Origin of the sequence: Demequina sp. NBRC 110054 (genome assembly GCF_002090115.1) — a bacterium.
Lineage (GTDB): Bacteria > Actinomycetota > Actinomycetes > Actinomycetales > Demequinaceae > Demequina.
Map to the genome: position 1 here is coordinate 392175 of NZ_BBRK01000004.1, position 18822 is coordinate 410996.

The 18822-nt window shown below is 71.7% G+C and carries 13 protein-coding genes; 8 read left to right on the forward strand and 5 right to left on the reverse strand.

From position 1 onward, the window contains the following. Positions 1-10: 10 nt before the first annotated feature. Both B7K23_RS01825 and B7K23_RS01830 read left to right on the forward strand, forming a co-directional pair. The gene (locus B7K23_RS01825) at positions 11-1873 is read left to right on the forward strand and encodes a cell wall metabolism sensor histidine kinase WalK (protein WP_084124599.1); all 1863 of its coding nucleotides are present in this window, start codon (positions 11-13) and stop codon (positions 1871-1873) included. Continuing rightward, positions 1870-2529 carry a response regulator transcription factor gene (locus tag B7K23_RS01830; RefSeq protein WP_084124600.1) on the forward strand — a complete coding sequence of 220 codons (660 nt, stop codon included), beginning with the start codon at positions 1870-1872 and terminating at the stop codon, positions 2527-2529. The genes B7K23_RS01825 and B7K23_RS01830 overlap by 4 nt, the downstream gene beginning before the upstream one ends. Here B7K23_RS01830 and B7K23_RS01835 read toward each other — a convergent pair. The 5 genes from B7K23_RS01835 to B7K23_RS01855 form a co-directional block, all read right to left on the reverse strand. Continuing rightward, entirely contained in the window at positions 2511-3143 is a 633-nt protein-coding gene (locus B7K23_RS01835; RefSeq protein WP_084124601.1) for a hypothetical protein, read from the reverse strand. The genes B7K23_RS01830 and B7K23_RS01835 overlap by 19 nt on opposite strands. After that, entirely contained in the window at positions 3140-4534 is a 1395-nt protein-coding gene (locus B7K23_RS01840; protein ID WP_084124602.1) for a hypothetical protein, read from the reverse strand. The genes B7K23_RS01835 and B7K23_RS01840 overlap by 4 nt, the downstream gene beginning before the upstream one ends. Next, the gene (locus B7K23_RS01845; protein WP_084124603.1) at positions 4534-4866 is read right to left on the reverse strand and encodes a hypothetical protein; all 333 of its coding nucleotides are present in this window, start codon (positions 4864-4866) and stop codon (positions 4534-4536) included. The genes B7K23_RS01840 and B7K23_RS01845 overlap by 1 nt, the downstream gene beginning before the upstream one ends. A gap of 63 nt (positions 4867-4929) precedes the next feature. Further along, positions 4930-5229, reverse strand: a complete 300-nt coding sequence (locus B7K23_RS01850; RefSeq protein WP_084124605.1) for a WXG100 family type VII secretion target — start codon at positions 5227-5229, stop codon at positions 4930-4932. A 48-nt stretch (positions 5230-5277) separates the two neighbouring features. Further along, entirely contained in the window at positions 5278-9630 is a 4353-nt protein-coding gene (locus B7K23_RS01855; protein ID WP_084124607.1) for an FtsK/SpoIIIE domain-containing protein, read from the reverse strand. Between the two features lie 147 nt (positions 9631-9777). Here B7K23_RS01855 and B7K23_RS01860 point away from each other — a divergent pair, with 147 nt between their 5' ends. From B7K23_RS01860 to B7K23_RS01885, 6 genes are all read left to right on the forward strand, one after another. Next, complete coding sequence (locus B7K23_RS01860; protein WP_084124609.1) at positions 9778-11055, forward strand: sensor histidine kinase; 1278 nt, start codon at positions 9778-9780, stop codon at positions 11053-11055. Then, positions 11052-11768: a response regulator transcription factor gene (locus tag B7K23_RS01865; protein WP_084124611.1), complete on the forward strand. Its 717-nt coding sequence runs from the start codon at positions 11052-11054 to the stop codon at positions 11766-11768. Before B7K23_RS01860 ends, B7K23_RS01865 begins: the two co-directional genes overlap by 4 nt. Before the next feature lie 171 nt (positions 11769-11939). Next, on the forward strand, positions 11940-12704 hold the full coding sequence (locus B7K23_RS01870) for an ABC transporter ATP-binding protein (protein ID WP_084124613.1): 765 nt from the start codon (positions 11940-11942) through the stop codon (positions 12702-12704). Continuing rightward, on the forward strand, positions 12704-15241 hold the full coding sequence (locus B7K23_RS01875) for an ABC transporter permease (RefSeq protein ID WP_084124615.1): 2538 nt from the start codon (positions 12704-12706) through the stop codon (positions 15239-15241). The genes B7K23_RS01870 and B7K23_RS01875 overlap by 1 nt, the downstream gene beginning before the upstream one ends. A 225-nt stretch (positions 15242-15466) precedes the next feature. After that, entirely contained in the window at positions 15467-16201 is a 735-nt protein-coding gene (locus B7K23_RS01880; protein WP_084124617.1) for an ABC transporter ATP-binding protein, read from the forward strand. Then, a complete protein-coding gene (locus tag B7K23_RS01885; RefSeq protein ID WP_084124619.1) occupies positions 16201-18741 on the forward strand; it encodes an ABC transporter permease in 2541 nt (846 codons plus the stop codon). Before B7K23_RS01880 ends, B7K23_RS01885 begins: the two co-directional genes overlap by 1 nt. Positions 18742-18822 lie beyond the last annotated feature (81 nt).

An 18822-nucleotide genomic window follows, 5' to 3' on the forward strand; every position in this document is an offset into this window, starting at 1 on the left:
TCGGGGCGACGTGAGCACGGAGACCACCCCTGACCTGGAGGCCGCACGCGAGCAGCGTGCGGCCTTCGGCGCACCCGGGGGACGGCGCGCGGCGCGCCTGAGCGCGACGCCGCAGGGCAGGATCCGCGTCCGTGCGGAGCGCGCCGTCGACGAGACCGCGCGCTTCCTCTCCGAGCTGCCGGTCCTGCTCGCCGGCGCGCGCACCGCACTGCTGCCGGTGGAGGCCGAGGACGAGCCCGGCATGGTCAAGGCAAGGCGTGCGCTTTCGCAGACCCAGGACCGCATCGTCCATTCGGATGCGGCGAGGCGCATGCGACAGAATCCTGCCGTGGTGGAGGCGATAGCGTGGGGGCGACGAAGGGTGGTCGCGCCCATGAAGGAAGCGGTGGCTCGCCCGCGCGGCGGCGTGAGCGTCCGGGTGCGGGTGCTCATCTACCTCACCGTGCTCACGGGCGTCGCGCTGACGGTCGCGGGCACCACGGCGTATGTGATCGAGCGCGGGCGCATCGACGCGTCGATCGAGAGCGACCTCGCCCGCAAGGCCAACGACCTCGTGACCTTCGTCGAGGACGGCGATCCGACCACGGGCGAGGCGTTCGCCGACGCCGAGTCGATCCTTCGCGAGGCGATCCGTCGCGTGGTTGCGACCCCGTCGGAGAGCGCTGTCGCGCTCGTGGACGGCGTGCCGCGATTCATCCCCGGCGGCAGCGACATCCTTCCGATCGAGTCGGACGGCGAGCTGCTCACCGCGGCGCTCGCGGCCGCGGGCGGCGACCCCGAGGTGCGCGCGATCAGCACGGACCAGGCCGACTACAGGTACGTGTCGATGCCCGTCGAGGCCGCCGACGGCACCGTGCAGGGCGTGATCGTGTACGCCGTCGACCGGGGCGAGACCATCGCCGAGCTCGCGGACAGCTTCCAGGTCTACGCCGTGGTCGCGATCCTCTCGCTCGCCGCGATCAGCGGCTTCGGCTACATCACCGTGGGGCGGCTCCTCGAGCCGATCCGCCTTCTCGACACGACGGCGCGCAGGATCTCGACGACGGACCTGTCCGAGCGGATCCCGATCGTCGGGGACGACGACCTCGCGCGCCTCTCGGAGACCGTGAACCAGATGCTCGACAGGATCGAGCGGGCCTTCTCGGAGCAGAGCCGCATGCTGGACGATGCGTCGCACGAGCTTCGCACCCCCCTCACGATCATGCGCACGCGGCTCGAGCTCGTCGAGCCGCGCGACGCGGACTCGGTCCTGGCCACGCGCGACGACCTGCTCGACGAGGTCTCCCGCATGACACGGCTGGTCGAGGACCTCACGACGCTCGCGAAGGCGGACAGGCCCGAGTTCCTGCGGCTCGGGGCTGTGGACCTTGCCGATCTCGCCGAGCTGGCGCTGATCAGGGCCGAGACGCTGGGCCCGCGCCGATGGACGCTCGAGGCCGTTGCCGAGGGGGAGGTCGAGGCGGACGCGGAGCGGCTCACGCAGGCCTGGCTCCAGCTGTCGGCCAACGCGGTCCGGTTCTCCGAGCCCGAGTCGAAGGTCACCCTGGGAAGCTCGATCGGCGTCGCGGACGACGACCACCCCGAGTTCCGACTGTGGGTGCGCGACGAGGGCATCGGGGTCGCGCCCGAGGACATCGCGCGGATCCGCACTCGGTTCGGCCGAGCCTCCGCGGGCGGCGAGGGGTCGGGGCTCGGCGTCCCGATCGTCGCCGCGATCGCGGAGGCGCACGAGGGCAGGCTCGACATCGAGTCGACCCCGGGAGAGGGATCGACGTTCACGATCGTGATCCCGGCCTACAAGCCACGCGGCGACCAGCCGGCACCGGAGTCCCCGTGGGCGCCACCATCCGCGGCGCGGGAGGATGAGGCATGACCCGACTGCTTCTCGTCGAGGACGAGGACCGGCTGGCGGAGTCGCTCATCGACGGCCTGAGGGTCGCGGACATCGAGGTCGTTCACGCCCGCACGGGACGCGACGGCCTCGCGCAGGCGCGCGAGGGCGACTTCGACATCATGGTGCTCGACATCGGCCTGCCCGATATGGAGGGCTTCACCGTGCTGCGCAAGCTTCGCGCGGCGGGCTCGGATCTGCCGGTGATCATCCTCACGGCGCGCACGTCCGCGGAGGACACGGTGCGCGGGCTCGAGCGCGGCGCTGACGACTACATGCCCAAGCCCTTCAGCTTCGACGAGCTGCTCGCGCGTGTGCGGCTGAGGGCCCGCCGGCGCGACGCCGCCGACGGTGAGGCGGCCGTGATCAGCGTCGGCCGCTGCGTGCTCGATCAGGAGACCCGTGAGCTCGAGTGCGACGGGCAGCCCGTCGAGTTGAGCCCGCGCGAGTTCCAGCTCGCGGCGCTGCTCATGTCGCACCACGGCGAGGTCGTGAGCCGCGCGGAGGCGCTCGAGCACGTGTGGGGCTCGGCGTCCAAGGACAACGTCCTCGACGTCTACATCCGCTACCTGCGCGGCAGGCTCGGAAGCGAAGCGATCGAGACGGTGCGAGGAGTCGGCTACCGCTTCGTGGGCTGAGCCGCTCCGCTCTCCGTTCTCCACCTGACGCCTACGACCAGCGCGTCGCACAGCTCGAGCCATGCCTCAGCGCCGAGACCCAGCATCATCGGGACGGTGTGCACCAGCGCGAGCCATCGCCCCTGACCCGCCGGCGGAAGCAGGTAGCGGGCGCGAAGCGACTCGGCCGTCGGCAGATCCGCGGGGTCCACCCCGAGCCGACGGGCGTGCTCGGACCCCAGAGGGACGCGGGTATGGGTCCGCAGGACGGGTCCCGCATCGCTCGCGAGCAGCCTCGCGGTGGGCTCGCGCGACACCAGTCCGGCGAGCACGCGGTTCGCCTCCGCAGGATCGCTCGTCTCGAGTCCGAGCCTGAGCACGGCGACGGTCAGGGGCAGCGCGAGCCCCGCCGCACCGCCCGGCACGAGCATGGACATCACCTCGGAGTCCTCCCCGTCCACCGCGGAGAGGCCCTCATCGAGCGCGGCGGCGACGGTCCGCCTCCACCGGGCCCGGTCGGCCGCAGGAACGGACCGCGTCAGGTCGGCCGCGACCGTCGCGGTCGACCTCGGCCCGTCGCCAGCCTCCACGAGGTGCCAGCCTTCCGGGATCGTCATCTCGAGCGTGCCCGTCATGCGGTGAGCTCCTCACCGTCGACGCCGTGGATCGCGGAGCCGACCACCGTCCCCTCCGCCGTCGTCGGCTCCGGACCGGAGACGACTCCGTCGATCTCCCTGGCCACGTCGACCACATGGAAGCCCGTGCCGCTGAGCGCGTGCGGCGTCCCCGCGGCCGCGTCGAGCCCGGAGAGCAGCGCCGCGTACGCGTCGCCCACGGGAGCCCCGACGGTCTCCTCGAGGGCCCCCACGACCACCGCATCGACACCCGCATCGAATCGCGCCGTGAGCCCGTCGGGGTCCACGACCGAGGGGCGTCCAGTCAGCGCCGCCACTCTCGTGTTGAGCGTCCCCTCGATCCAACCGTCGAAGTCGACCGCGCGCAGGCGCACCGCCGCGGCACCGACACCGGCCATGGCGGGGCCGACGCGCCCCGTGAGCTCGACGAGTCCCGTGGCCGCCCGGTCGATCACCTCCGCTGCGGCTGCGGGCGCGCGGCGCGCCACGCCGCCCACGACCATGTCCCCGGCGCGACCGCCGGCCCGGTCCACCACAAGGCCGACCCCGAGCTCGGCGAGTGCGCGCGCCGGGCGCCTGCCTGTCGCGACGAGCGTCGCGGTCGCCACGACCCGGATCACCGCCGCCACCCGCGCGCCCGCCTGAGCGAGCCGCGAGACGAGGAACAGCGCGGAGGCCAACGGCGCGCCGACACCGGTGAGGACCAGCACCACCGCGGCGACTGTCGTGACGAGCGCGACCACATCGAGCACGAGCTCCACGACGGGCAGGACCTCGTCAAGCAGCCTTTCGAGCCCGAAGGCGAGGACGTCCCACCCGGAGTCGTTGAGGGCCGAGGACTCGACCACGACGTCGATCTCGCGCGCCCGCGCGTCGGCTACCGCACGCCAACGCGCGAGGAGCTCGTCGAACTGGTGCGCGCAGGACGACAGCACGAGCGCGGCCTCCTCGCGCTCGGACTCGGCGGCGCTGGGCCGACGCAGCGCCGGTACGAGGATCGCGCCGACCCCCGCGCCCTCGGATTCCTGCGCGGACTCGGCCGCGATGCGCTGCTCGGCCCACGCGAGCGACGTATGCGCGAACGCGGCCCGGCGGCGCAGCTCGTCGCCTTCGGCCCGGATCTCGGACAGTGACCGCGCGTAGTCGGCCAGGGCCGCAGCGGCCGCCGCGTAGCGCCGCTCGACGAGCCCCAGCTCATGCTCGATGACCTCTGCCGCCTCGAGGTACGCGGCGACCGCGTCGCCTCGCATCGAGGTGCCAGCGCGGATGCTGCGGAGCTCGGCGATCGTCGCGGAGAGCGACTCGGCCACCGCGCCGAGCTCGTGTGCGCGGCCCTCGATCTGCGCGGGCTCGCCGGAGATCGGCGAGCTGGCATCGAGGACTCCAGCCATCAGTCCACCCCGTCGCCGCGATGGACGGGCACGGGGCCTAGGCCCACGGCACTCGACAGCGCGCGGTCCGCGTCGTCGAAGCCTCCGTCAACCTGGGAGAGCACCCCCGACAGCGAGTCGAGCGTGCCGCACAACGACTCGCGACGCACGCTCCACGACGCGGCGAAGGAGGACATGGCGTCCCGCAGCCCGCTCACCTCCGCCGCGTCCCCCAGCGCGGCGCGAACCGCTCCGCAGTCAGCGTCCGCGCGCCCCAGGGAGGCCGCGACCGCACGGATGCGGGCAGCGGCCTCCCCGATAGCGTCGCCGGCGATCACCAGGTCACGAGTCATCGCTCCGCCTGCCGTCCAGAGGTAGCCAGGTCCAGGCTCATCGCTCCGCCTCCTACCGGCCCGCTACCGGCCCCGGATCGCGCTCGCGAGCGCCTCGTCGGTCTGCTGCAGCGTGTCCGCGGCGCCCCTGAGGAACTGGCTCAGTCCCTCGAGCGCCGAGATCGCCTGCTGCGACGACGTGGTGAACGCGGTGTACTGCTCGTGGAAGGCTCCGGACGAGGAGCTCGTGACGTACCCGCCCGAGACGAGCGAGTCGATGAACGCCTTGAGCTCAGCCAGCCGCGAGTCGATGTCTCCCTGCCCCGAGAGCAGCTGATCCGCCGCGGCGCGGATCTCGTCGTAGGTGACGGTGATGTTGGCCATGTTCTCCCCCTTCGTCTGATCCGCCGGTGCCGGCGGATGCCTGCGAACCTACGAGCCGCGCGCCGAGCCTCCGGGGGCCCGCCTGGCTTCTGTGGAGAACAGGTGAGCGAGGAAGGGGATCTGGATAACCCGCTGACGCCCGGGCTCGATCGCGACGGCCCTGCCCGGAGGACAGTCCGCCTGCATGCGCGGCGTGCGCACCCCGAGCAGCATCTGGACGTCGGGCGGCTCCGGCGCCAGGACGATGCCGCGGCGTGCGGACCTGAGGTCGGTGGCGAGCGGGCCGGTCCACGAGTGTGAGTCCGCCTCCGCCACGACGACGTGGCCGAGCCGAAGCGCCTGCCGCAGCACCTGCGCGAGCATCGGGTCGGGCCCGCCTGGCCCCAGGTCTCCGAGGTGCTCGAGCAGCACCGTCACGGGCGCATCGTCCTCGGCGGGCCTGGCGAGCGCGGCCCCCCACCTGGCCAGGAACTCCTCCCCCGCTCCGAGCCCGGCGTGCGAGTCGGTCCACGCCGCGAGCGCGCCCAGGGACGAGCGCCGGGGAGACAGGTGCACGAGGCACGCGTCCGCATCCGCGGCTCGGGCAGCGTGCCCGACCCAGGCGAGAGCCGCGGTGCGCCCAGAGCCCGCGGGGCCGGCGATGACGAGCGAGCGCTCAAGCGAGAGGCCCGTCGGCGCGAGGGTGGACTCGTCGATCCCGAGGACGGGCAGCCCGTCGACGTCCGACGGAAGGGACGCCGGAGCGACGACCCTGGGCATACGCGGCACGGGGCGTGCCCGGGATCTCGACCGACGGCCGAGCTCCGCGAGGGCCTGGGCCTGCGCGTCGAGGCGAGGCGAGCCGCCTGGCACCCCGAGCTGGGCCTCGAGCCCGCTCGCAGCGTCGAGGACCCGACCCGGCGGAGCGTCGGGCGGCAGCCGACGCGCACGCAGGCCAGCGAGCGCGTACTCCGCATCGTCCCCGGCGCGCAGCAGCAGGAGCCGGGTCGTGAGCGAGCGCAGCGAGGTGTGCACTGCACCGCTGCGCTCCGCCGTCATCGCGACGTGCACGCCTGCGGCGGGGCCATCCGCGACGAGTTCCCGCAAGTCCTCCCACGCCTGCTCGCGTCCGGGCACATGCAGGCATTCGGCCTGCAGCTGGGCCGCTCCGTCGATCAGGAGCACCACGCGGGGAAGAGCCCCCTCCGCGTCCTCGGGAGGCTCGCGGCGACGACGCCGCACCTCGCCCGCCAGGTCGCCCAGGAGCCTCCGGAGCCTCTCGGTGTCGGAGGCCTCGATCACGTCGCCCACCTGCGGGAGCCCGTGCAGGGGCGACAGCCCGCCGCCTCCCGAGTCGATGCCGTACAGGTGCGTCGGCCTTCCGCCCGCGGCGCGCGCCGACGCCGCGGCGATGGTCCTCAGTGCGGTCGAGGCCCCTGCACCTGGGCCGCCGACGATCAGCAGCGCACCCTCGGTCGCGAGGTTCCACACGAGGGGAGCCTGACGCTGGTGCTGGGGCTCGTCGACGAGCCCTAGCACGAGTGCATCGCCGCCGCGCGGCAGGTCCTCGAGCGCAAGGGACGCGGGCAGCTCGTCGAGCCACGGGCGACGCACACGGCAGCCACCGACGAGCGCGCTCGCCGTCCGCAGCGCCTCGACGACTCTCGCCGCGTCGGTGTCGAAGGTCGGCGGGCGCGCGTCGCGGGCCGGCTCCGGCCAGTCCCGCCTCACGCCCATGCCTACGTCGGCCACCCCGATCTCGGGACCGGGCATCGCCTCGGCGGATCGGGCCCCTCCGAACGCCGAGTGGAAGCGTCTCAGCGGCCCGGCGCCGGACCGCACGAGCACGCGCCCGGGGATCGCTGGGTCAAGATGCGCCGCGGCGCCCACGCCCAGCACATCGCGCGAGTCCGACTCGTCCGCCACGCGCAGCGCGAGACGGAGGTTGGTGTTCGCGCGGAGGTTGTCGCGGATGACCCCGGCCGGACGCTGGGTGGCCATGATGAGGTGGAGCCCGAGGGACCTGCCACGCTGCGCGATGTCGACCACCCCGTCGAGGAAGGCGGGGACCTCGGCGGCGAGCGTCGCGAACTCGTCGAGGACGACCACGAGGCGAGGGGTCGCTGGCCCACCGGACTCGTGCAGGGCGTCGAGATCCTTGGCCCCGGCGGCGGAGAGCAGGCGCTCGCGATGGGACAGCTCGGCGCGCAGCGACAGGAGCACGCGGTCCGCGAGCCGAGGCTCGAGGTCCGTCACGAGACCCACCGTGTGCGGCAGCCCCACGCACTCCGCGAAGGCAGCACCGCCCTTGTAGTCGACGAGCAGGAAGGTCACCTCTCGAGGCCCGTGCGCACAGGCCATGCCGAGGATCCACGCCTGAAGCAGCTCGGACTTGCCGGCTCCGGTCGTGCCGCCGATGAGCGCGTGCGGGCCCTCGCGGACCAGGTCGAGGTAGAACGGGGCGTGCCCCGCGTGGCCGATGAGCGCCCGAAGCGACCCTCGACCTCCGTGCGGGGCCGTGGCCCGCCACCGCGCCGCATGCACGCTCGGATCGAGCACGTCCACGCCGTGGAGCGGGACCAGCGGCGCCTCGCGAGGCAGGTCCTCCTGAGCCGAGGCGACCGCGGCCGCGTCGACGAGCGGGGCGAGGAGGCGTGCGGTGGCCTCCGCGTCCGCGTCGGTCGCCGCCTCGACACGCACATGCGTCGGAGATCCGCCACGCAGGACGTCCATGACGAGCCCGCCACCGTCGTCGTGCGTCACCAGGACGATGCGGCACGCGCCTGGCACGAGCGAGGTCAGGTCCGCGACCCACACGACGTGGACGCCGACGTCCGCGCCCCGCTCGGCGAGCCGTACGAGGCGGGAGCGCTCCGAGGGATCCCGCGCATCGACGATCACAACGACGGAGGGGGTCCCCGGGACGCCCCCGCGGGGCTCGCGATCCGCGGTGCGCGGGGTCGGCCCGACGGCGCCGATCGAGCCGCCAGACCTCGCCGAGACGAGGCGTTCAAGCGCCTCGAGCAGGTCGGCGCGGGCGCGGCCGGCAGCGACGGCGGGGCATCCGAGCATCCCCTCTCCCGCTTTGGCGTGCGGGAGCCATCTGGTCCACCTCCACGGGTCCTCGGCCTCCTCCGGACCGGCGAGGACCGCGAGCGCACAGTCGGAGGGTGCGTGCAGGATCGCCACCTGGAGCACCACGGCCCGAGCCGCATCTGTCGCCCGGGGACCCGCGATACCCACCGCGCCGCAGACGTCGAGCGAGGCGATCACGGGCGCGTCGGGCACGGTCGCGAATCGCGCGGCGAGAGCGGCGACCCGCTCCCGTGCGTCCGCGAGCGCTCTTCCCCCGGGGCGGGCCGACGGAGGAGCGTGCGCGCGCACGTGCCCCGTGCCGAGGCGCAGGGCCAGGAAGCGCGGATGCTCGGGCCTCCTGGTCCACAGCATCGGGCCGCGCTCTGCGGCCGCACGACAGGTCGCCACGGTCGGCGGAGACCGCTCCTCGAGCGCCTTCCTCTCCTCGGGGACGCGCGCCGCGAGGAGCCTCTCCGCCTCGCCAAGCTCGGCCTCGAAATCCTCGCGCATCGCCGCGAGCCTGCGGCGCCGCTCGCCCCGCGCATCGAGCACTCCGGCGATCATCATGAGCGGGGACATCACGACGAAGACGAGCGAGATCGCACGCCCGGTGACGGCGAACATCGCCATGCCCATGAGCGCGGGGGCGAGCAGCGCGGCGCGCGGCATCCCTCGCGGCTCCGGCTCCGACGGCGGCTCGGGAAGATCGATCGGCTCGGACGGCACAAGCGGCATGGGCAGCGGCCGCGCGATCACCACGTCGCCGACCTCCCGCGGCTCTGCGTCGTCGCCCGAGGCCGCTCCAAGCCGCAGCGTCGTACCGCCGACCGACACCTCGTCGCCCTCGCCCAACGGGGCTCGGGTGGCCGCGGTGCCGGCGACCGCGAGCCCCAGCGACGACCCGAGGTCGTGGATCTCGATGCCCACGCCGACGTGGATCGCGGCGTGCCGACCGGCGACGAGCGGATCGGTCAGCCGGACCGCGGAGCCCGGGTCGCGCCCCACGACGTTGACGCCTCGTCGCAGTGGGAAGACGGTGCCGGCGTCGGGGCCGGAGACCGCCCGCACCGCGGCGGCGGCCGGCGCATGCCCCTCCGACGGGGCCGCGACGACGCATACCTCGTCCCCCGACCGCAGGCCCGCCGCGTGCACATCGCAGGCCGGGTCGAGCATCGTCCATTCCGCGCCGGAGCCGCGTGACAGCGGGAGCAGGCGCAGCGTGACGCCCTCCCCCTCGGGCCTCCGGCCGAGGCGCCGCGCGAGGTCGACGACGCTCGCCCCATCGGCGAGCGTGACGCTGACCATGCGCGCACGCTCCCCCTCCCGCAGTGTCAGCAGCAGATCCATGGCGCCCTCCGGCTCGTCGCACGGGCCGACGGTAGCCAGGCAGAGGAGCCGAGCTCCGGGCCCCGCACGCATCTGTGGACAGCCGACTTGGGGCTCCACGGCTGTGAGTCCCTGGGGAAGGAGGGCCCTCACGGCTAGCCTGACCTCGTGGACCTCAAGATGCCTCGCCTGCCGGACGTGCTCGTCGCGGTCGCGATGCTCGTGCTGTCCGTCGTGACCGTGCTCGCCTCCGACCCGGCGGCCGAGACCGGCGGGCACCCCATGGACGCGATCGGCTACGTCCTCATCGCGCTGCAGGTCGCGCCGCTCGCGTTCCGCCAGCGCTACCCGCGCGCGGTCATGTGGGCGAGCATGCTGTTCTGGGTCATCTCCGCGGGCATCGGCTACGTCGACAACCCGGCGATGCTCGCGATCTACATCGCGCTGTACGGCGTCGCGTCGTATCTGCCGCCCCGGCAGGCGCTCATGCACATCGGCTCGGCCACGGCCGTGATGTTCTTCTGGATCACCGTCGGCTTCCTGGTCACCGACTACGTGTCCGCGTGGTCGTACGCGTCCGCGGCGCTCGCGGTCGCCGTCCCCGTCGGCATGGGCTTCACCGACTACCGTCGCCGCGAGCGCCTGACCGAGCTCGAGCTCGACGCCCAGCGGCGCAAGCAGGCCGAGCGCCTCGCCGCGGCCGACGCGGTGCGCGCCGAGCGGGCCCGCATCGCGCGCGAGCTGCACGACGTCGTGGCGCACGAGATGACGGTGATGACGCTGCAGGCCGAGGGCGCGCGCCGGCGCGCCTCGAAGGACGATCCCGTCCTCGCCGAGGCGCTCGGCACCATCTCCGACTCGGGCCGCAAGGGCCTCGCGGAGATGCAGCGCATGATCGGGGTGCTCCGCACGTCCGAGCGCGAGGCCGAGGACGAGGCCGCCGAGCTCACGGGGCGCACCCGCAGGACGGGCCTCGTGGGCGCGCTGCCGGGCGACGAGTTCGCGCCGATGCCGTCGCTCGCCGCGATCCCCGACCTCGCCCAGCAGGTCGAGGACGCGGGCCTTCCCGTCACCCTCAGCATCACCGGGACCACGCACGTCCCCGCGGGCGTGGAGCTCAGCGCCTACCGCATCGTCCAGGAGTCGCTCACGAACGCCCTCAAGTACGCGGGACCGGGCGCGCACGCGACCGTGACGCTCACCCGCAGCGCCGACCGGGTCACGATCGACGTCGAGGACGACGGCCGCGGCACGATCTCGGACGCCGCGAGCTCGAGCGGCGGGCACGGGCTCGCCGGCATGCGCGAGCGCGTCGCGCAGTTCGGCGGCACGATCGAGCTGGGGCCCCGCAAGGGCGGCGGCTTCTCGGTCCACGCTATGCTTCCGGTCACCGACGACCAGGTGCGCGCGAGCGTGGCGCGCGGTCGAGCCAAGGGGAACCGATGATCAAGGTGGCGCTGGTCGACGACCAGCAGATGGTGCGCGTCGGGCTCAGGATGATCCTCGAGTCCGAGGGCGACATCGAGGTGTGCTGCGAGGCCTCGTCCGGCCAGCAGGCGCTCGACCTCGCCGCCCAGCACGACGCGGACGTCGTCCTCATGGACGTCCGCATGCCGGGGATGGACGGCATCGCGACCACCCGCGAGCTCATCACGCGCCACCCCACCGCCCGCGTCGTCATCCTCACCACCTTCGACGACGACGAGTACGTGTACGAGGCGCTGCGCGCCGGCGCGTCAGGGTTCCTCCTGAAGAGCGCCGAGGGCGACGCGCTCGTCGACGCGGTCCGCGTGGTCGCGGGCGGCGAGGCGCTGCTCGCCCCCGAGGTCACCCGGCGCGTCATCGAGCGGTTCGCGACCTCCTCCTCAGGACCGACCACGGCTGCGTCTCCGGTCGCCGCGTCCGAGCCCGCACCCGCGCCGGACGCACCCCACCAGCCGTCGCCCGAGGCGATCGGCGACCTCTCCGACCGCGAGGTCGAGGTGCTCCAGCTCATGGCGCGAGGGCTGTCGAATCAGGAGATCGCCTCGGAGCTGTTCGTCTCGAACACCACGGTGAAGACCCACGTGAGCCACATCCTCACGAAGCTCGGGGTGCGCGACCGCGTGCAGGCCGTGGTCGAGGCCTACGACTCCGGCATCGTCCTGCCTCGAGGCTGACGGCTCAGGGGACACCCCCACTCGTCCCCCATGGGGACGCCCCTCCGTCCCCGAGAAACATGGGGGTCCTCAACCCTCCCTTTGGGCGATGACCCACCCGCACGGGGGTGCGGACACTGAACCCATCACGATCCTTCGCGGACTGGCCGCAGGATCTGAAGGGGGAACAGCATGACCACCATCACGGCCACCATCGCCGCACCGACCACCGTCGCGACCGCCGCCTCGATGCGTGCCGGCTACAAGGACTACGGCTTCGGCGCCACCTCCGTGCGCGCGCTCGACGGAGTCGACGTCGACATCGCCCGCCACGAGTTCACCGCGATCATGGGACCGTCGGGCTCCGGCAAGTCGACGCTGCTGCACACCCTTGCGGGGCTCGACAAGCTGACGTCCGGCGAGTCGTCGATCGCCGATATCACGATCACCTCGCTCCCCGAGGCGAAGGTCACCGCGGTGCGCCGCGACCACATCGGCTTCGTGTTCCAGTCGTTCAACCTCATCCCGTCGCTGTCGGCCAAGGAGAACATCACCCTGCCGATGGACATCTCCGGCAAGGCCGTCGACAAGGCGTGGTTCGACGAGATCATCGGGATCCTGGGCCTCGGCGACCGCCTCACGCACCTCCCAGCCGAGCTGTCCGGCGGCCAGCAGCAGCGCGTTGCCGTCGCTCGCGCGCTCGTCGCACGTCCCGAGATCATCTTCGCCGACGAGCCCTCCGGCAACCTCGACTCCCGCTCGGGCGCCGAGCTGCTCGGCTTCATGCGCCGCGCCGTCAAGGAGTTCGGCCAGACCATCGTGATGGTCACCCACGACCCGTCGGCCGCCGCCCATGCGGACCGCATCCTGTTCCTCGACGACGGCCGCATCGTCGACGAGATGCGAGAGCCCACCGCGGACCTCGTGCTCGACCGGATGAAGAGGATGGGCCGCTGATGTTCCGCCTCGCCTACAGATCCGTCCGCCACAATCCCAAGCGGATGCTGCTGACCGCGGTCGCGGTCGCGCTCGGCGTCGCACTCGTCTCCACGACGCTCACCCTCACCAACGCCCTGTCGAGCGGCTTCGACGACCTGTTCGCCGAGACGGCCGGCACGACGGACGTCGCGGTCGAGGCGGTCGACTCCACGACCGCGGACGACGACATGTGGGCCGGCGCCGGGGAGATCCTCACGGCCGCCGAGGTCTCCGCGATCGAGGCGGTCGACGGGGTCGATGGCGTCTACGGAGGCCTCATGGTCGACGGCACGGTGCTGCCGTCCGGCTACGAGGCTGACGGCTCGATGATGGCCGGCGCCTCCGCGCCGACCATCCTCTACAACTGGTGGGGGCTCCCCGAGGTCGACAAGGCGACGCTCATCGAGGGGTCCGCTCCGACCTCTGACGCCGCCATCGTCCTGGATGTCGACTCCGTGGAGAAGCTCCAGTACTCGCTCGGCGACACCGTCGAGATCGCCACCGAGGACGGCATCGAGAAGTTCACGCTCGTCGGGCTCGTCCGCTTCGGGGAGTCCAACTCTCTCCAGACCGCAACGCTCGGATACATGACCGAGGCTCGCGCGCACGAGATCACCGGGGAGGCTGGGTACCAGGAGGCACTCGTCATCACCGAGGACGGCGCCGACAATGACGCCGTCGCGTCCGAGATCTCCACGATGATCCCCGAGGGCACGCGTGCGGTCACAGGCGAGCAGCTCCAGGCCGAGCAGTCCGAGAGCTTCGACAGCATGCTCCAATACATCGACATCTTCGCGATCACCTTTGCGCTGATCGCGCTGTTCGTCGGCTCGTACATCATCGTCAACACGTTCCGGATCGTCGTCACCCAGCGGACGCGCGAGTTCGGGCTGATGCGCGCCATCGGCGTGACCGGCGGCCAGGTGCTGCGCACGGTGCTGCTCGAGGCCGTCGTGATCGCGGCGGTCGCAGCGACGCTCGGCATCGGGCTCGGCTACGTGGGAGCGCTCGGGATGGCCGCGATCGCGGAGAGCTTCGTCGGGGACATCTTCGGCGCCGTGACGCTTCCGCTCGACGCGGTGCTGTGGAGCTACGGCCTCGCCACGCTCGTCACGCTCGTCTCAGCGCTGCTACCCGCGATCCACGCCTCATCGATCGCACCTATGGAGGCGCTGCGGGAGGCCGCGACCGAGTCGAAGAAGCCGCTCAGACTCCGCAACGTCGTCGGAGCTGCGATCTCTGCTCTGGGCGTCGCCGGCATCGTCGTCGGTCTCTACGCGGACCTGGACATGCCCTACGTGTACGTCGGGATCGGCGCCATGGCGCTCGTCATCGGAGTCACGCTGCTCGCCGCCCAGGTGCTCGTGCCGCTCGCCTTCGGACTCCGGGATCTGCTCACGCGTGTCTTCAAGATCGACGGCAAGCTCGCCGCTAACAACATCCGGCGCGAGCCGCGCCGCTCGGCGAACACGGCAGCCGCGCTCATGATCGGCGTGATGCTGCTCGCCCTCGTGTCGACCTTCACCGAATCGCTCAAGTCCGTTGTCACCGCCGAGTTCGACCAGATGTCGGCCGACCTCTTCGTCGCGGACTCGCAGGGCGGCGACGTGCCGCAGGGCGCACTCGACATCGTCGCGGGAGCAGCAGGGGTCGATCTCGTGACCTCCGTGGGGCTCACCACCGTCGACTACGACGGGGAGACCCTGGGCCTGGTCGCGGTGGACGCTGCGACCACGGAGCTCGCCTTCGACGAGGACCCCGACAACGACCTCACGGAGCTCGCAGACGGTGGCGTCTTCATCGCGCCTGACCTCCAGGAGCAGGGGCTCGAGGTCGGCGACGAGGTCACGCTCACCGGTGCGTCAGGGACGGCAACTCTCGAGGTCACAGGACTCGTGAACTCGTCCGAGGACGGCTCGTTCTGGGTCGACTGGTCGACCGCGGATGCGCTCGACGAGGACCTCGGCGTCTACCAGTCGCTCGTGATGCTCGAGGACGGCGCCGACGTCGACGAGGTCCAGTCGGCGATCCTCGACCGCTTCACCGAGGAGTACCCGCTCGTCGCTCTCCAGCAGCCCGACCAGCTCACTCAGCTCGCGACGTCGTTCATCGACATGATCCTCGGGGTGATCTCGGCGCTGCTCGGCGCCGCCCTCGTGATCGCGATCCTCGGAGTGGCGAACACGCTGCTCCTGTCGGTGGCCGAGCGCACCCGAGAGATCGGCTTGCTGAGGGCCGTGGGCGTGAGGCGCTCGTCGGTATGGCGCATGATCACGATCGAGTCGATGGTCATGGCGATCTTCGGCACGGTCCTCGGGATGGTGCTCGGCGTCGGCCTCGGCGCGGCTCTCGTCAAGGCGCTCGCGGAGTTCGGCTTCGGCACCGTGACCATCCCGTGGGCCTGGCTTGCCTTGTACACGGTCGGCGCAGCGCTGGCGGGGGTCATGGCGGCGGTCTGGCCCGCCCAGCGGGCGTCGCGCATGGACATCCTTGAGGCGGTGGCCGCCGACGGCTGATCTCCGGCCGTCCTGGGCCCCCCGGAGCTGCGGCTCCTGGGGGCCCTTCGTCGTCCTCGCGGCCCGTCCGGAGCGTGCGCACTCGGGGACAACCCCCGCATCGTCCCTGCGAACGAGCGCGCAGAACCGTCCTATCGGACGATGCCGTGAGCGCCCCGCCGTGGCCACACTGGACCCGTCAGGATCGACCGCGCACCGGACGCGGCAGTCTCGAAGGGGAACAGCATGACCACCACAGCCCTCGCCGCGACCATGCGCGGCGGCTACAAGGACTACGGCTTCGGCGACACCGCCGTCCGCGCGCTCGACGGCATCAACGTCGACATCGCTCGCCACGAGTTCACCGCGATCATGGGCCCCTCGGGCTCCGGCAAGTCGACGCTGCTGCACACGCTCGCCGGCCTGGACCGCCTCACCGCGGGCGAGTCCTCGATCGCCGACATCACGATCACGTCCCTCCCGGAGGCGAAGGTCACCGAGGTCCGCCGCGACCACATCGGCTTCGTCTTCCAGTCGTTCAACCTCATCCCGTCGCTGTCGGCCAAGGAGAACATCACCCTGCCGATGGACATCTCCGGCAAGGCCGTCGACAAGGCGTGGTTCGACGAGATCATCGGGATCCTGGGCCTCGGCGACCGCCTCACGCACCTCCCAGCCGAGCTGTCCGGCGGCCAGCAGCAGCGCGTCGCCGTCGCTCGCGCGCTCGTCGCACGTCCCGAGATCATCTTCGCCGACGAGCCGTCCGGCAACCTCGACTCCCGCTCGGGCGCCGAGCTGCTCGGCTTCATGCGCCGCGCCGTCAAGGAGTTCGGCCAGACCATCGTCATGGTCACGCACGACCCCTCGGCCGCCGCGTACGCGGACCGCATCCTGTTCCTCGAGGACGGCCAGATCGTCGACGAGATGCTCGAGCCGACTGCGGACAAGGTGCTCGACCGCATGAAGAAGATGGGGCACTGATGTTCCGCCTCGCCTACAAATCCGTCAAGCACAACCCCAAGAGGTTGCTGCTGACCGCGGCGGCGGTCGCCCTCGGCGTCGCGCTCGTCGCGACGACGCTCACCCTGACCAACGCCCTGTCGAGCGGCTTCAACTCGCTGTTCAGCGACATCTATGGCGACACCGACGTGATCGTCGAGGAGGTGCCCCAGGAGGAGGCAGACGGCACCGGCGACGACATGTTCGCCGCCACGGACGCGATCTTCTCGAGCGACGATCTCGCCGCCGTGCAGGCCGTCGACGGGGTCGCCGGGGCCTACGGAGGGATCCAGGTCAGCGGCGCGGTGCTCGCGGCCGACTTCGAGCCGTCGGGCGACCTCATGTCCTCGGGCGGCGCCCCGAGCCAGATCTTCAACTGGACCGGCGAGCCGCAGGTCGATCGCGCAACCCTTGAGGAGGGTGCCGGCCCCAAGGCGGACGACGAGATCGTGCTCGACATCGACTCCGCTCCCGCGCTCGGCTACGAGATCGGCGACACGGTCTCGGTCGCGACGGACACCGGCGTCGAGGAGTTCACCCTCGTGGGCCTCGTGAGGTTCGGCGAGGACAACTCCCTGCAGGGCGCGAATCTCGCCTACATGACCGAGTCGGCGGCGCAGACCCTGACCGAGAGCGACGGCTACCAGCAGATCGCGGTCATCGTCGACGACGGAGCGGACTCGGAGAAGGTCGCAGAGGCGATCTCGGAGGTCATCCCCGACGGCACGCGTGCCCTCACCGGCGAGGCGAAGGCCGCCGAGTCCGCCGAGGAGCTCGACGACATCCTGCAGTACATCGACATCTTCGCGATCGCGTTCGCGCTGATCGCGCTGTTCGTCGGCTCGTACATCATCATCAACACCTTCCGCATCATCGTCACGCAGCGCACCCGCGAGTTCGGGCTCATGCGGGCCATCGGCGTGACCGGGCGGCAGCTGCGTTCGATGATCCTGCTCGAGGCGGTGGTGATCGCGGCGGTGTCCGCGACAATCGGCATCATCCTGGGCTACCTCGCCGCGATCGGCATGTCCGCTCTCGTCGAGGCCTTCTCGGGCGAGATCTTCGGCACGGTCACCCTGCCTCTCGACGCGGTGCTGTGGAGCTACGGCCTGGGCGCGCTCGTCACGCTGGTGTCGGCGCTCATGCCCGCGATCCACGCGTCGACCATCTCCCCGATGGAGGCGCTGCGCGAGGCGGCGACCGAGTCGAAGAAGCCGCTCAAGCTGCGCAACATCGTCGGAGGCGCGATCGCGCTGCTCGGCGTCGTGGCGATCTTCATCGGCCTCTACACCGGGGTCGCCGACCCGTACTGGTACGTCGGCTCGGGTGCGATGGCGCTCGTCATCGGCGTCACGCTGCTCGCCGCCCAGGTGCTCGTGCCGCTCGCCTTCGGGCTGCGCGACGTGCTCACGCGGATCTTCAAGATCGACGGCAAGCTCGCCGCGAACAACATCCACCGCGAGCCCCGGCGCTCGGCGAACACCGCCGCGGCGCTCATGATCGGCGTCATGCTGCTCGCGCTCGTGTCGACCTTCACGGAGTCGCTCAAGGCGGTCGTGACGAGCCAGTTCACGCAGATCGAGGCCGAGTTCTTCGTGCTCAGCACACAGGGCGAGATCCCCGAGGGCGCGATCGACCTGCTCGCCGGCGAGGACGGCGTGGACTTCGTGACGACGACGGGAGTCACGTCGGTCATGTACGACGGGGCGGCCGAGTCGATCGGGGTGATCCAGCAGGATCTCGCGGACCTCGCCTACGACTACGACAACGATCCCGACTTCGACGAGCTCGACGGCGGCGTCTACATCGGACCCGACATCCAGAAGCGCGGCGTCGAGGTCGGCGACGTGGTGACCCTCGAGGGCGATGCCGCGGCGCTCGACCTCACGGTCACCGGCACGTACAACACCGAGGGTGACGCCTCGTTCTGGGTCGACGAGTCGATCGGCGCCGAGCTCTTCACGAGCGTGCCGCTGTTCCAGGCGATGATCGTCATGGACGAGGGAGTCGACGTCGACCAGGCGCAGACCGACCTCACCGAGGCGCTCGCCGCGGAGTACCCGCTGGTGACCCTGCAGCAGCCTGATGATCTGGCTGCCTTCGCGAACAGCTTCATCGACCTGATCCTGGGCGTGATCTCCGCGATGCTCGGCGCTGCGCTCATCATCGCGATCCTCGGCGTGGCCAACACGCTGCTGCTGTCGGTGACCGAGCGGACGCGAGAGATCGGTCTGCTGCGCGCGGTCGGCGTGAGGAAGTCGTCGATCTGGCGGATGGTGACGATCGAGGCCATGGTCATGGCGATCTTCGGCACCATCCTGGGCATGATCCTTGGCGTCGGGCTCGGCGCGGCGCTCGTGAGGGCGCTCGAGGAGTTCGGGTTCACGACGATCGCGATCCCGTGGATCTGGCTCGCTGTGTACACGATCGGCGCCGCGATCGCTGGCGTGGTGGCGGCCATCTGGCCGGCCTGGCAGGCCTCGCGGATGGACATCCTCAAGGCCATCGCGACGGACGGCTGACGCTCGCCTGCTGGCAAGGGCCCTCGGAGCGCACGCTCCGGGGGCCCTTCGCTTGCGCGCTGCGTCCGCTGAGGCCCTGAG